The sequence below is a fragment of the Mycetocola zhujimingii genome, assembly GCF_003065425.1.
GTDB lineage: Bacteria > Actinomycetota > Actinomycetes > Actinomycetales > Microbacteriaceae > Mycetocola_A > Mycetocola_A zhujimingii.
The window spans coordinates 2,866,090-2,879,126 of sequence record NZ_CP026949.1 but is presented as its reverse complement, the minus strand read 5'-3'; the positions used below and the strand labels follow the sequence as shown (position 1 = coordinate 2,879,126).

Below are 13,037 nucleotides of genomic sequence, written 5' to 3'. Positions count from 1 at the left end.
AGGTACAACCCCGATTGTGCGAGGCCGCGGGCGGTGACAGGCTGTGAGGTATGAATCTTATTCGTCCTCGTCGCGGCCATGGCCGTGTCATCGCCGGAGTCTGCGCGGCGGTCGCCAATCGATTTGGAATATCCGCCACCCTGGTACGGGTGCTGACCGTCCTGAGCTTCCTGCTCCCCGGCCCGCAAATCCTCGCGTATGTCATCCTCTGGATACTCATCCCGAACGAGGCCTGACCCCGTGGCTACCCCACAACAACTGACGGACCCGGTCGCGTACCACGGTGAGGGCCCGGTCTGGTCGAGAACCTGGGGCGGGCTGCGCTTCGTCGACATGCTCGCGGGCGACATCCTCTCCGTCGATGCATCCGGTGGCGTCACGCGGATGCACGTCGGTACCGTGGCGGCGTTCGTACGCCCGCGGACTCGCGGCGGCTACGTCGTCGGCCTCGAGCGCGGCATCGGACTCGCAGACGAGGTCGACGTTCTGCCCACCTCGGAGGTCGAGCTGTGGACCGATCCCGCGGTGCGGATGAACGAGGGCGGTTGCGCGCCAGACGGAAGTCTCTATGCCGGATCGATGGGTTACGACCAGACACCGGGTGCGGCGGCGCTCTACCGGATTGACCCGGCCGGGTCGGTGTCGACGTTTCTGCCTCACGTGACGGTGTCGAATGGCATCGACTTCGCCCCTGACGGTAGCCGCGCGTATTACAACGACACGGCCACCGGCCGAACCGATGTCTTCGATGTCGTCGACAACGTCCTGGTTAATCGCCGGCCATTCGCCGATGGAGGCGACGGCAGTCCTGACGGGCTTTGCGTTGACTCCGAGGGCAACATCTGGGTTGCGATGAACTCCGTCGGGCGGGTCCGGTTGTATTCGCCGGATGCCACGATTCTCACCGAGATCGAGTTGCCCGTGCGGCTTGTCACGGCGTGCACTCTCGGCGGAGATGACGGCCGCGATCTGTTCATCACCACGTCGCGGGAGAACCTCGACGACCCCGAGCCCGAGGCCGGGGCGGTATTCACGGTCAGGGCCGACGTTGCAGGCAAGCCCGTGCTGCCGTACGCGGGCTGACCCGCAGAACTTGACCCGCTACAGAGCGAAGGCCCCTGACGGGGTGTCAGGGGCCTTCGTCGATGGTGGGAACCTCTAGCGTCGGAACGCCTTCACGAGGAGCCCGACGGCCGCGAGAACGCCAACAGCAGCGATAGCGATCAGCCTGCCCGGCCGCTTTTCGTAGTTCGTTCGCAAGTCTGCGACGGCAGCCTGGGTCGCATCGCGGGCGGCATCGACAGCCTCGCGCGAGGCGTCCGCAGCCTTCGAGGCGTGGCCTGAAGCCATCGCCGCTGCTTTGGCGAGCCGCTCTGAAAGCTGAGCGGCAACCGCCTGGGCTGCCTGCGCCGCCTTCTCGGCGGCCTCGCCAACCTCATCGGTTTTTTCGGCGAGAGGCTTGACGGCCTCTGCGCCCTGCTCGACAGCATCGTGCGCGGCGTCCTTCAGCTCCGGTGCGTCGATGGGTGCCTCGTCAACTGCCGTGTGCGCGTGGTCCGCTGCGGCCTGTACGTCCGGCTCGTCGCCGGATGTGTCGCCGGACTCGTCTGACGACTCATCGCCGGACTGGTCGGTGTGCGGCTCTTCGAAAGCGATCGGGGACTCGGCATCGTCTGCGGCAGCGGTTTCCGCGTCGGTGACGGGGTCGCTATTGGCACCGGTGTGGTCTACAGCATCCGATCCACCAGCATCATTCGAGCCGCCGTCGTTCGAGTCGTCGTCAGCTGTGTGGCTGGTGTCGGGGGCATCGGCCAGGTCGGAGTTGGCGAAGACCTCCGCCGGGGTGGGGATTTCGTCTTTTGTGGGCTCACTCATTGTTATCTCCGGGAAAGTGGGTGGTCGGTCACTGGGGGTCGTACTGGTTAGCGCTTGCGCTGCTTGATCTTCTTAACGAGCGCCTTTTCGGACCTTTTGGCCTTCTTGCCGACGGTCTTGCGGGCTGCCTTGACCTGCGGGTCGTCCCAGAATGAGGTCACGCTCTTGCGAATCTGCTCATAACGCGGCCGACCGGCCTTGGCGCCGAGCACATAAGCGCTGAACGCTATGGCGAGAATGAAGATGAACCTGGGACTCATGTCTAGCTCCTGACAGTCATAGGGGGACAGCCTCAACCCTGTTGCCTTAATGCTCCACGGTTCAAGGGGTTGCGCTCGAGACGGATCCGCGTCATGCAGCGGCGCTGCAGCTACCATAGGGGCCGTGCCCTACCTGTCGCCAGCCTCACGGGCTGCCCTCTCCCGCGTCGTCGATGGCGACAGCGCCGCAACGCCACCGGATGCCCTGAGCCGGCTTCGCGACATCCGTTCGGTTCTCGCAGAGCTCGAGAAAGACCCGGCGACCCTTGAGGCGGTGCGCGAGGCCATCGATGGCGGCGCGTCATGGGAGAGTGTCGCCGATGCAGCCGGGTTGAAGCCGTCGGCCGCGAAATGGCGCTGGCTGGGCACCGACGAAGAGATCGCCGAGCGCCACGAGGCCGGACGCAAGCGGGCTGCGCGGCCGAGCAGCGTGCCGACTGACCTGCCCGGATTATCGGTGTCTGAGGCGGCATCCCGTCTGGGAGTCACGGCGCAGGCAATCTACCTTCGTGTGAGCCGCGGTTCTCTTCGGGCCGAGACCGTTGAGCTGGCAGACGGCCGCAAGTACAAGCGCGTGTTCCTCGATAGCGACCAGGCGGAGCAGCAGGTCGAGGGTACGCAGGACCCGGCCTAGGGGCTCATCGCAGCAGGCCGGGGTTCAGCGGTCGTTTTCGGTGGCCGATTTCAGTGGCCGGTCCAGCGGCACTGTCGCGAGAACCGTTCGCCCGCCCGGTGACTGGCGCGGAGCCATGTCGACGAGCGCGACCTGCGTCAGGTGAAGTTCCTCACCGTCCGCAACCCGGTTTTCCCCCTTCACGGTGACGTGCGGCCGAAACTCGGGGCGCGAAAAGGCCCGTTCGTCCGGTGACGTCGCCAGTGGCCGCACAGCGGCAACGAGCCGCTCTCTGAGGGTGAGCAGGCGCTCGTCGTCGGCGATGAGGGTGACGGGGATGTCGTGGCGCCGACCGAAAAGTTCGTCACCGGCGGCGACAACGCTGAATGATGCGAGGTCACCGACCGCCTCGGCGAGAGCGGCGGCGATCGCGGGCGTTTCCGCCTCCGTCTCAAACGGCGGAACCACTGTGATGTGCAGGGGCCACGAGCTGACGAGGAAGCTTTCGCCGTTCCGGAGAGGATTCAGGGGAACAACGACCACCACACGCGACATGGGCCGAGTCTATGACCTGAGAAGCGCGGTGGGGTGCGGGGAGAAGGAGCCAGCGGCGACCGAGCCGCACCTAGAGCACGGCGAACTCGGTGTCGCCTCTCACGTCGATGTCTGCGCTGTCCACACCGGAAACGACCGCCGAACTCGGCCCGTGCTGAAGCCAGTCCAACAGGGAGGCGACGTCGGATTCAGTGCCCTCGACCTCGGCTTCCACAGTTCCGTCGAGCCTGTTCCGGACCCAGCCGGTGACACCGAGGCGCGCAGCTTCGGCTCTCGTCCAGTAGCGGAAGCCGACCCCCTGCACGCTGCCGTGCACGATGACATGTTTGCGAATCACCCTCCCATTCTCACGCCGGGTGCCCCGAATACCAGAGGCGCCACGGGTTTATGGCGCTTCAGCCCGCGGAATCCACCTCGGTGTAAGCGAGCAGGTGAAGGGGGAAAGGTCCTGCGGGAGGCGGGGCATCCGCCTGCTGTTTCCCCCACGACACGGGTAGGTCGGGTCTGGTTGCTCGGGTGTCGTTAGGTTTCGCGCGAGGGCCGTTTGGATTCCGTTAGGACGCCGCAGAGGCCCTGAACCACGGGTGTCTAATCAGATGTCGCACCCGAGCCCGGGTGACCGCATGCCCGTTGGCATTGCGCGAGAAATCCCCTGAAGGAACCGAAATTGCTTGACATTGTCTACGTGCTCGGCTGCATTACCGTGTTCGTGCTGGTCGGCCTTGCCGCCAAGGGGGTTGAGAAGCTGTGATGTTCTTCTCCCTCCTGGCCGCGGGCCTGGGAATCGCCGCCATCGTCTACCTCGTGTACGCACTCGTGAAACCGGAGCGATTCTAGGATGGCCGGTCTCTTCGCGATCCTTCAGGTCGCTTCCCTCGCCCTCATCCTCGCTCTCCTGTATCGCCCGCTCGGCGACTACATGGCGCACCTCTACTCGTCGACGAAGAATCTCCGAATCGAGCGCGGCTTCTACCGGCTCATCGGAGTGGACTCCTCGGTCGAACAGACCTGGCAGGCCTACGTGCGCGGCGTGCTCTGGTTCTCCGGCACCGGCCTTCTCCTGGTCTATCTGCTGCAGCGTTTCCAGACCGTGCTGCCATACTCGCTCGGACTCCCGGCTGTGCCAGAGGGATTGTCGTTCAACACGGCGGCATCGTTCGTCGGCAACACCAACTGGCAGTCGTACTCGCCAGAGGTGACTGTCGGGTACACCGTGCAGATCGCTGGTCTCGCCGTGCAGAACTTCGTTTCGGCTGCCGTCGGAATTGCGGTTGCGATCGCACTGGTCCGCGGTTTCGCACGCAGTCGTTCCGGCACGATCGGCAACTTCTGGGTCGACATGACGCGCGGAACCCTCCGGCTGCTGCTGCCCCTGTCCGTCCTCAGCGCGATAGTGCTGATCGCGAGCGGCGTGATCCAGAACTTCAACGGATTCACTGAAATCTCCACACTGTCCGGTGGCGTGCAAAGCCTGCCGGGTGGGCCTGTTGCCTCGCAGGAGGCCATCAAGAACCTCGGGACGAACGGTGGTGGCTTCTTCAACGCGAACGCCGCACACCCGTTTGAGAACCCGTCGGCCTGGACGAGCCTCTTCCAGAACGTGTTGATGCTCGCCATCCCGTTCGCGCTGCCACGTACCTTCGGCCGCATGGTCGGAGACCGCAGGCAGGGCTACGCGATCCTCTCCGTCATGGCGACGTTCTACATCGCATCGCTCACCATCCTCTCGCTCGTCGAGCGCGCCGGCCTCGGTACCGCACCACAGCTGGCCGGAGGTGCGATGGAAGGGAAGGAACAACGCTTCGGCATCTTTGCATCGACCCTCTTCGGCTCAACGAGCACGCTCACGTCGACCGGTGCAGTCAACTCGATGCACGATTCGTACACGGCTCTCGGCGGCATGATGCCGATGCTCAACATGATGCTCGGAGAAGTCGCGCCAGGCGGCGTCGGATCGGGCCTTTACGGCATGCTGATTCTCGCGATCATCGCCGTGTTCGTTGCCGGACTGCTCGTCGGCCGGACCCCGGAGTACCTGGGCAAGAAGATCGGGCCGAAGGAGATCAAGCTCGCGAGCCTCTACATCCTGGTCATGCCTACGCTCGTTCTCGGTGGCACGGCCCTGAGCTTCGCGATCCCCGCCATCCGCTCTGACGTCGAGTCGACGTCGATCTGGAACCCGGGCAACCACGGACTCTCCGAGGTGATCTACGCGTTCGCCTCCGCCGCAAACAACAACGGTTCGGCATTCGCCGGTTTGACAGCGAATACCCCGTGGTTCAACACTGCCCTCGGCGTCACGATCCTCCTCGGGCGGTTCCTGCCGATGGTCTTCGTTCTCGCGCTCGCCGGTTCGCTCGCGGCACAGGACAAGGTCCCGGCAACAGCGGGAACCATGCCAACCCACCGGCCGCTCTTTGTCGGCCTCCTCACCGGTGTGACGGTCATCGTGACCGCACTCACCTTCTTCCCCGTGCTCACACTGGGACCCCTCGCAGAAGGGCTGCTGTAAAGCATGTCTACACTCACCGCACCGTCATCATCCCGGAACGCTCCCGAGCAGAAACCGGCAGACGAACCCAAGGCGGCGTTCGGGCCGGCCGCCCTTCTCGAGGCCGTTCCCGGCGCATTCCGTAAGCTCGACCCGCGAATCATGTGGCGCAACCCCGTCATGTTCATCGTCGAGGTGGGAGCCGTTCTCACCACGGCGATCGCGATCGCTGAACCGTTCCTCGGCGGTCCGGAAGCGTCGGGCGGATCCGCGATCCCCTCGACGTTCACCTGGGGTATCGCCGTCTGGCTGTGGCTGACCGGGCTCTTCGCGAACCTCGCGGAGTCGGTTGCCGAGGGGCGCGGCAAAGCGCAGGCCGACAGCCTGCGGAAGACCAGGACAAGTACGACCGCCCACCGTGTCGGTGCCTATGACGAGGCGGGGGACCCCTCCGCCTCAGGGGCGGTCCCTGACGAGGTCTCGTCGGCTGACCTGACCCTCGGGGATGTCGTCGTGGTCAGCGCCGGTGAACTCGTACCCGGAGATGGTGACATCGTCTGGGGCATCGCGTCCATCGATGAGTCCGCCATCACTGGCGAATCGGCGCCGGTGGTCCGCGAATCGGGCGGCGACCGAAGCGCCGTCACCGGCGGCACCCGGGTGCTGTCCGACCGCATCGTGGTCCGGATCACATCCAGGCCGGGTGAGACCTTCGTCGATCGCATGATCGGGCTGGTCGAGGGTGCGGCACGACAGAAGACGCCCAACGAGATAGCGCTGAATGTGCTGCTGTCGAGCCTCTCCATCATCTTCGTTGTGGTCACTCTTACCCTCAACCCCATTGCATCGTCGGTGTCGGCCGAGGTGAGCGTTCCGGTGCTCATCGCGCTTCTCGTGTGCCTTATCCCGACAACCATCGGCGCCCTGCTGTCCGCGATCGGCATCGCCGGTATGGACAGGCTCGTGCAGCACAACGTGCTGGCGATGTCTGGCCGCGCCGTGGAGGCCGCCGGAGACGTGACGACCCTGCTGCTCGACAAGACAGGAACGATCACGTACGGAAACCGACAGGCATCCGAGTTCGTAAGGCTCGCCGGAATCGACGAGCAGGAACTCGTTCGGGCTGCTGCGTTGTCGTCGCTCGCTGACCCGACGCCGGAGGGCAAGTCGATCGTCGACCTCGCCAACGAGCAGGGTGTCCACGTCGGTGACTTCGCCGTCGGCGACGTCGTGCCGTTCACCGCGCAGACCAGGATGTCGGGCATCGACCAGCCCGACGGCACTCAGATCAGGAAGGGCGCGAGCTCGGCTGTGATTGCCTGGGTCGAGCAGGACACGCGCGCCGCGAGCTCGATACTCGCCGACTTGGACGAGCAGGTGGAGCGGATCTCGCAGTCGGGCGGAACTCCACTCGTCGTTGCCGAGAAGTCGCCGGAGGAAGGCGCCAGGATTCTGGGTGTCGTTCACCTGAAGGACGTCGTCAAGGACGGGCTCGCCGAACGGTTCGCTGAGCTGCGGGCCATGGGTATCCGCACGGTGATGATCACGGGTGACAACCCCCTGACGGCGAAGGCAATTGCCGCGGAGGCCGGAGTCGATGACTTCCTGGCTGAAGCCACACCCGAAGACAAGATGGAGCTCATCAAGAAGGAGCAGGCCGGCGGCAACCTCGTCGCCATGACCGGTGACGGCACCAACGACGCCCCGGCGCTCGCGCAGGCCGACGTCGGAGTCGCCATGAACACCGGCACGTCGGCGGCGAAAGAGGCGGGCAACATGGTCGACCTCGACTCAGACCCGACCAAACTCATCGACATCGTAGCCATCGGCAAGCAACTGCTGATCACCCGTGGAGCGTTGACCACCTTCTCCATCGCCAACGACGTGGCCAAGTACTTCGCGATTATCCCCGCGATGTTCGCCGGCGTCTTCCCCGGTCTGGCCGTGCTCAACATCATGCAGTTGCACTCGCCAGCATCCGCTGTGTTGTCCGCGATCATCTTCAACGCTGTCGTCATCATCGTGCTGATTCCGCTCGCTCTGCGCGGAGTGAAGTACCGCCCCTTGAGCGCATCGCGTGTGCTCTCGAGGAACCTGCTGATCTACGGCGTCGGCGGCGTCATCGCTCCCTTTATCGGAATCAAGCTCATCGACCTCGTCGTCAGCCTGATCCCCGGATTCTGATTTACCTCCTGAGAGAGAAGAAAAAACAATGAGTTCCTCACGCAGCAGTCTGAGAACAGCAGGGGTGGCGCTCCGGGCGATGGCGGTCATCACCGTCGTCCTCGGCCTCGCCTATCCGCTCGCGCTGACGGGTATCGGCCAGCTCGCCTTTCCCGCCCAGGCAAATGGTTCAACCGTCGAGCTGGACGGAAAGACCGTCGGATCGACGCTCATCGGGCAGTCATTCAGCGACGCCGACGGTAACCCTCTGCCCGAGTGGTTTCAGCCGCGGCCGTCTGCAGCCGGTGACGGCTACGACGCTGGAGCCTCGAGCGGTTCCAACCTTGGCCCCGAGAACCCCGATCTGATTGCGGCAATCGAAGAGCGCAGGGACCAGGTCGCCGAGTTCAACGACGTCGATCCGGGAGCGGTCCCTGTCGATGCCCTCACCACGTCAGCCTCCGGTCTCGATCCCCACATCAGCCCCGAGTACGCCCGTCTCCAGGTCGCACGGGTAGCGGAAGAGCGGGGTTTGCCCGAGGATGATGTCGCAGCGCTGGTCGAGGATAGCGTCCAGAATAGGAACGTTGGTTTCCTGGGCGAGCCGACCGTGAACGTGCTCGAACTGAATATCGCCCTCGATGGCCTGAAGGGCTGAGGATGAAGCGAGGGCGGCTGAGGGTCCTGCTCGGTGCCGCTCCCGGTGTCGGCAAGACCTTCACCATGCTCGAGGAAGGCAAGCGTCTCGGCGACGAAGGCAGCGATGTGGTCGTCGCGATCGTGGAAACCCACGGTCGCGCGGCCACTGCTGCCATGGTCGAAGGCCTCGAAATCATCCCGCGCCTGGCCGTCTCGCACCGCGGTGTGGAACTGACCGAGCTCGACCTCGACGCCGTGATTTCCCGGCATCCGGATGTCGCCCTCGTGGACGAATTAGCCCACACCAATGCTCCCGGATCCGCGAACGAGAAGAGATGGCAGGACGTCGACGCCCTGCTCGACGCCGGGATCGACGTCATCTCGACGGTCAATATCCAGCACATCGAGTCGCTCAATGACGTGGTTCACCAGATCACCGGTGTGCCCCAGCGCGAAACGGTCCCTGACAAGGTGTTGCGAGCAGCCGAGCAGATCGAGGTCGTCGACCTGGCTCCGCAGGCGCTCAGGGATCGTCTGTCGGCCGGCCGGGTGTATCCGGCGGAGCGGATCGACGCCGCGCTGTCGAATTACTTCAGGCTCGGAAACCTCACCGCTCTGCGCGAGCTGGCGCTGCTCTGGCTGGCTGATGAAGTCGACAGTGCGCTCCGGAATTACCGCGCAGAACACGGGATCGACGCGAAGTGGGAGGCGAGGGAGCGGGTCGTCATCGCGCTGACCGGCGGCCTTGAGGGGGAGACCCTCATCCGCCGTGGCGCCCGGATCGCGGCGAGGTCCTCTGGAGGTGTGCTCCTCGCCGTGCATGTCACGGGTCAGGACGGCCTTCGGAGCGCGCACCCCGAAGCCCTCGCTCAGCAACGAGCCCTCGTCGAGAAGCTCGGCGGCAGCTATCACCAGGTCGTCGGTGACGACATTCCCCGTGCGCTCGTTGAATTCGCGCGAGGAGCGAACGCGACTCAACTCGTCATCGGGGTGAGTCGCAGGAACCGTGTCGCGACGGCCGTCAGTGGCCCCGGAATCGGCGCAACGGTGATTCGGGAATCCGGCGATATCGACGTGCACATCGTCACCCACTCCGCGGCCGGAGGAGGGAGATTCTCGCTCCCGCGACTGGGCGGGGCGCTCACCATGAAGCGGCGCATCGCCGGGTTCCTCCTCGCTCTCGGCGCCGGTCCGCTCCTCACCTGGCTGCTCGTCTCGCTCCGGAGCCCGGATTCGTTCTCGAGTGACGTGCTTGCCTACCAGCTGCTCGTTGTCATCGTTGCCCTCGTCGGTGGAATCTGGCCTGCCCTCTTCGCCGCCTTCCTCTCGGGACTCACCCTCAACTTCTTCTTCGTCGAGCCTGTGCGCACAATCACGGTCGCCGAACCCATCCAACTCGTGACACTCGCGCTCTACGTTCTCAACGCCACTCTTGTCAGCTACGTCGTCGACCAGGCTGCGCGTCGAACACGAGCGGCAAGGCGAGCCGCAGCAGAGTCCGAACTTCTCGCAACGGTCGCAGGGAGTGTGCTCAGGGGGCAAAGCGCGCTCCAGGCGCTGATCAGCCGAACGAGGGAGGCGTTCTCCCTGACCGGAGTGCGCCTCGTGGTCGACGGGCAGGTACTGGTTCGTGACGGCGAGCCGACCCCCGACGAGGAATTCACCGCGGTGCCCGTGGGGGACCGGGCAACGCTTGAGCTCCACGGAGGCGACCTGCAGGCATCCGAACGTCGACTTCTCGCCGTGATCACCGCCCAGGTCAACGCCGCGCTCGAGCACTCCGACCTCACAGCAACGGCCCGGGAGGTCGGCCCGCTCGCCGAGACCGACCGGGTACGGAGCGCGCTGCTGTCCGCGGTCAGTCACGATCTCCGCCGTCCCCTCGCCGCGGCGACAGCTGCGGTGAGTGGATTGCGTGCGACCGATGTCTCCTGGTCACCCGACGACCGGGAGGAACTTCTCGCCACAGCGGAGGAAAGCCTGGGCACCCTCTCATCGCTCGTCACGACTCTCCTCGACGTGAGCCGGGTACAAGCCGGCGTGCTCGGGGTGTCGCTGAGTCGCGTCGCCGCCGACGACGTCATCCTTCCCGCCCTCGACGAGTTGCACCTGGGGCCAGGTGACGTCGAGATCGACCTCGACCCTGAACTGCCGGAGGTCCTCGCCGACGCCGGGCTGCTGCAGAGGGTGGTCGTCAACATCCTCGCGAACGCGACCCGCTTCGCCCCTCCGGGAACCCGGGTGAGGGTCGCGGGCAGCAGCTTCGGTGGCACTGTCGAGATCCGCATTATCGATCACGGCCCCGGCATCGCCCCCGAACGTCGCGACGACGTCTTTATGGCGTTCCAACGTCTCGGCGACACAGACAACCTCACGGGTCTCGGCCTCGGCCTCGCGCTGTCCAAGGGATTCACCGAGGGGATGGGTGGAACACTCGAGGTGGAGGACACTCCCGGCGGTGGCCTGACCATGGTGATCGCTCTCCCCATTGCCGACGACGTCCATGCGCAGACCGCGTTCGTTGCCGCGCAGCCCGCCCCGGACGACCAGAAATGACCGACATGAAGATTCTCATCGCCGACGACGATCCGCAGATCCTCCGTGCCCTTCGAGTCACCCTGAGGGCTCGCGGCTATGACATCGTCACCGCCGCTACCGGAGTGGAAGCGATCAACGCGGCGATCGAGCACCGTCCCGACATCTTCATGCTCGACCTCGGGATGCCGGAACTTGACGGTATCGAGGTCATCCAGGCGCTGCGGGGATGGACGCAGGCACCAATCCTCGTTGTGTCGGGACGCACGGGGGCGACCGACAAGGTCGAAGCGCTCGACGCCGGTGCCGACGACTACGTCACCAAACCCTTCTCCATCGACGAACTGCTCGCCCGAATCCGAGCTCTCACACGTCGGGTGCCATCGCAGGAATCCGTTCCAGTGACGCGGATCGCCAACATCACCATCGATCTCGCGTCCCGGAGCGTCACCCGGTCTCTCGCCACCGGTGACGAGGCGGTACGACTCACCCCCACCGAGTGGCAGGTCCTCGAGCTTCTCGTCCGGAATCCAGGGAAGCTCGTCACCCGTCAGAGCCTGCTCAGCGACATTTGGGGTTCAGAGCACATCACCGACACCGGGTACCTGCGACTGTATATCGCGCAACTGCGCAAGAAGATCGAGCCGGATCCATCGAGGCCGCGGTTCCTGCTCACCGAGCCGGGGATGGGATACAGGTTTTCTACGGACGATACGTCTTCCGGAGCGACCGCGTCGCCGACAATTGCCGCGCCAATACCTGAAACCTAGGGCATGACCCCAGTGGCTTAAACACTGATGACCGCCACAATTACGGATGCCCGGCGTACGTCCGCACCCGACGAAGCCAGGCATCGAGGGAGACCCGTGACCAACCGACTTTCCTCGACGGTTACAGATGCCGGGTACCTCGCGTCCGCGAGTGCCGAGACACCCGTCGAGTCCGCATTCCACGTGGGAATCGTGCTTCGGCGCGGAGCGATCATCGTACTCATGCTGCTGCTTATCGTGCCAACCCTCTGGACGGCGGTGACGGGTCAGCGCACCCTGAGAATTGACGGCGCCATCAGCGACACAGCCAGGAGCATCGCCATCATCGCGCCGGCGGCCGGGGATCCGCAGATCGGGCAGATGGTGGTGGTCCGCACGGCGACCACACCGTCGTCGGTTGCCGTCGGGCGGGTGGCCGACGTCGGCGACGGTACCGTCGCGCTGCGTGACCTGGTCAGCCCCGCGGCATGGACGGCATCGGTGACCGATCTGAGCGGGTCGGTTCTCGCGGTCTTCGATGGGCCGGTCGCTGCATTCCTCGCTGACCTTCCGCCGATGGCGGCGAGCACCGTGATCATTTTCCTGATCGTGACACTGGTCGCTCTTCCTCTTCGGAAGAGCGACCTGGACGACGCGAATGCCGTGCAGCTTCCGCTCGTCCGCCACCACAAGGACATCGCAGACCTCGGGCCGAGTCAGTCCTGAGGGCCTGGGCACCTGAGGAGAGCGGCTCTCCTCAGGTCCGTCTAATCCTGGACGGGCACCGTCTCGTCGACCGCATCGGATCCGGCGGCACTGTAGTTGCCGGACTGGCCGGATGGCTTCGATCCGCCGTGATCGTTTGCCCCGTCCACTGAATCATCCGAGCTGGTTGTGTCGGCAGCACCGTCGGGGCCTGTCCCGTCCGTCGGCGGGGTCTCGAGCGACGAGTGGTCGGCCGCGTCAGCGTTCTTGGCTTCTTCGTAGTTACCGTCGCGCTGACCCTGGTCGGGGAGCTCAGGAAGCGTGTCGTTTCCGTTTTCGGTGGGGTGCTGTTCGGTCATGACGGGTCCTTTCATAGACGGATGCCCCGAGGCTACCCACCGGCGGTGCAAAGCGCACAGCTCTTCCGCTGTCGCCTCATTCGGTGTACATTC

The 13,037-nt window shown here is 65.0% G+C and carries 15 protein-coding genes; 10 read left to right on the top strand and 5 right to left on the bottom strand.

The features are described from left to right. Positions 1 to 50 precede the first annotated feature (50 nt). Together C3E77_RS13775 and C3E77_RS13770 are read left to right on the top strand one after the other, a co-directional pair. Positions 51 to 236, top strand: coding sequence for a PspC domain-containing protein (locus C3E77_RS13775; RefSeq protein WP_108392380.1), 186 nt, complete (start codon positions 51 to 53; stop codon positions 234 to 236). A 4-nt stretch (positions 237 to 240) separates the two neighbouring features. Next, positions 241 to 1,083, top strand: coding sequence for an SMP-30/gluconolactonase/LRE family protein (locus C3E77_RS13770; protein ID WP_234031218.1), 843 nt, complete (start codon positions 241 to 243; stop codon positions 1,081 to 1,083). A 75-nt stretch (positions 1,084 to 1,158) separates the two neighbouring features. Here the strand turns inward: C3E77_RS13770 and C3E77_RS13765 are convergent, their stop codons facing one another. Both C3E77_RS13765 and C3E77_RS13760 read right to left on the bottom strand, forming a co-directional pair. Further along, positions 1,159 to 1,875: a hypothetical protein gene (locus C3E77_RS13765; RefSeq protein WP_108392376.1), complete on the bottom strand. Its 717-nt coding sequence runs from the start codon at positions 1,873 to 1,875 to the stop codon at positions 1,159 to 1,161. A gap of 47 nt (positions 1,876 to 1,922) precedes the next feature. Beyond that, entirely contained in the window at positions 1,923 to 2,135 is a 213-nt protein-coding gene (locus tag C3E77_RS13760; protein WP_108392374.1) for a hypothetical protein, read from the bottom strand. Between the two features lie 124 nt (positions 2,136 to 2,259). Here C3E77_RS13760 and C3E77_RS13755 point away from each other — a divergent pair, with 124 nt between their 5' ends. Continuing rightward, positions 2,260 to 2,769, top strand: coding sequence for a hypothetical protein (locus C3E77_RS13755; RefSeq protein WP_108392372.1), 510 nt, complete (start codon positions 2,260 to 2,262; stop codon positions 2,767 to 2,769). Between the two features lie 24 nt (positions 2,770 to 2,793). Here the strand turns inward: C3E77_RS13755 and C3E77_RS13750 are convergent, their stop codons facing one another. Together C3E77_RS13750 and C3E77_RS13745 are read right to left on the bottom strand one after the other, a co-directional pair. Continuing rightward, on the bottom strand, positions 2,794 to 3,303 hold the full coding sequence (locus C3E77_RS13750) for a 2'-5' RNA ligase family protein (RefSeq protein WP_108392370.1): 510 nt from the start codon (positions 3,301 to 3,303) through the stop codon (positions 2,794 to 2,796). 70 nt (positions 3,304 to 3,373) lie between these two features. Further along, the gene (locus C3E77_RS13745) at positions 3,374 to 3,640 is read right to left on the bottom strand and encodes an acylphosphatase (RefSeq protein WP_108392368.1); all 267 of its coding nucleotides are present in this window, start codon (positions 3,638 to 3,640) and stop codon (positions 3,374 to 3,376) included. A 413-nt stretch (positions 3,641 to 4,053) separates the two neighbouring features. On the opposite strand from C3E77_RS13745, the gene C3E77_RS13740 reads away from it, so the two are divergent. The 7 genes from C3E77_RS13740 to C3E77_RS13710 all read left to right on the top strand — a co-directional run bounded on the left by C3E77_RS13740 (position 4,054) and on the right by C3E77_RS13710 (position 12,606). Further along, complete coding sequence (locus tag C3E77_RS13740) at positions 4,054 to 4,140, top strand: potassium-transporting ATPase subunit F (protein ID WP_033373121.1); 87 nt, start codon at positions 4,054 to 4,056, stop codon at positions 4,138 to 4,140. Between the two features lies 1 nt (position 4,141). Continuing rightward, complete coding sequence (gene kdpA / locus C3E77_RS13735) at positions 4,142 to 5,815, top strand: potassium-transporting ATPase subunit KdpA (RefSeq protein WP_108392364.1); 1,674 nt, start codon at positions 4,142 to 4,144, stop codon at positions 5,813 to 5,815. 3 nt (positions 5,816 to 5,818) lie between these two features. Then, positions 5,819 to 7,978, top strand: a complete 2,160-nt coding sequence (gene kdpB, locus C3E77_RS13730; RefSeq protein WP_108392362.1) for a potassium-transporting ATPase subunit KdpB — start codon at positions 5,819 to 5,821, stop codon at positions 7,976 to 7,978. Positions 7,979 to 8,006: 28 nt separating this feature from the next. After that, positions 8,007 to 8,615 (top strand): potassium-transporting ATPase subunit KdpC, encoded by a 609-nt coding sequence (gene kdpC / locus C3E77_RS13725; RefSeq protein WP_108392360.1) that lies wholly within the window; start codon positions 8,007 to 8,009, stop codon positions 8,613 to 8,615. A gap of 2 nt (positions 8,616 to 8,617) precedes the next feature. After that, on the top strand, positions 8,618 to 11,152 hold the full coding sequence (locus C3E77_RS13720; protein ID WP_108392358.1) for a sensor histidine kinase: 2,535 nt from the start codon (positions 8,618 to 8,620) through the stop codon (positions 11,150 to 11,152). A 5-nt stretch (positions 11,153 to 11,157) separates the two neighbouring features. Beyond that, a complete protein-coding gene (locus C3E77_RS13715) occupies positions 11,158 to 11,901 on the top strand; it encodes a response regulator (RefSeq protein ID WP_108393384.1) in 744 nt (247 codons plus the stop codon). Between the two features lie 96 nt (positions 11,902 to 11,997). Then, positions 11,998 to 12,606: a hypothetical protein gene (locus tag C3E77_RS13710; protein ID WP_108392356.1), complete on the top strand. Its 609-nt coding sequence runs from the start codon at positions 11,998 to 12,000 to the stop codon at positions 12,604 to 12,606. Positions 12,607 to 12,647: 41 nt separating this feature from the next. Here the strand turns inward: C3E77_RS13710 and C3E77_RS13705 are convergent, their stop codons facing one another. Then, positions 12,648 to 12,944, bottom strand: coding sequence for a hypothetical protein (locus tag C3E77_RS13705; RefSeq protein ID WP_108392354.1), 297 nt, complete (start codon positions 12,942 to 12,944; stop codon positions 12,648 to 12,650). Positions 12,945 to 13,037 lie beyond the last annotated feature (93 nt).

What these genes read in the sequence shown, in the direction of transcription:
- C3E77_RS13720 (WP_108392358.1), top strand. Translation starts at nt 8,618, where the DNA reads ATGAAGCGAGGGCGGCTGAGGGTCCTGCTCGGTGCCGCTCCCGGTGTC.
- C3E77_RS13760 (WP_108392374.1), bottom strand. Translation starts at nt 2,135, where the DNA reads ATGAGTCCCAGGTTCATCTTCATTCTCGCCATAGCGTTCAGCGCTTAT.
- kdpA (WP_108392364.1), top strand. Translation starts at nt 4,142, where the DNA reads ATGGCCGGTCTCTTCGCGATCCTTCAGGTCGCTTCCCTCGCCCTCATC.
- C3E77_RS13765 (WP_108392376.1), bottom strand. Translation starts at nt 1,875, where the DNA reads ATGAGTGAGCCCACAAAAGACGAAATCCCCACCCCGGCGGAGGTCTTC.
- kdpC (WP_108392360.1), top strand. Translation starts at nt 8,007, where the DNA reads ATGAGTTCCTCACGCAGCAGTCTGAGAACAGCAGGGGTGGCGCTCCGG.
- C3E77_RS13750 (WP_108392370.1), bottom strand. Translation starts at nt 3,303, where the DNA reads ATGTCGCGTGTGGTGGTCGTTGTTCCCCTGAATCCTCTCCGGAACGGC.
- C3E77_RS13705 (WP_108392354.1), bottom strand. Translation starts at nt 12,944, where the DNA reads ATGACCGAACAGCACCCCACCGAAAACGGAAACGACACGCTTCCTGAG.
- kdpB (WP_108392362.1), top strand. Translation starts at nt 5,819, where the DNA reads ATGTCTACACTCACCGCACCGTCATCATCCCGGAACGCTCCCGAGCAG.
- C3E77_RS13740 (WP_033373121.1), top strand. Translation starts at nt 4,054, where the DNA reads ATGTTCTTCTCCCTCCTGGCCGCGGGCCTGGGAATCGCCGCCATCGTC.
- C3E77_RS13715 (WP_108393384.1), top strand. Translation starts at nt 11,158, where the DNA reads ATGAAGATTCTCATCGCCGACGACGATCCGCAGATCCTCCGTGCCCTT.
- C3E77_RS13775 (WP_108392380.1), top strand. Translation starts at nt 51, where the DNA reads ATGAATCTTATTCGTCCTCGTCGCGGCCATGGCCGTGTCATCGCCGGA.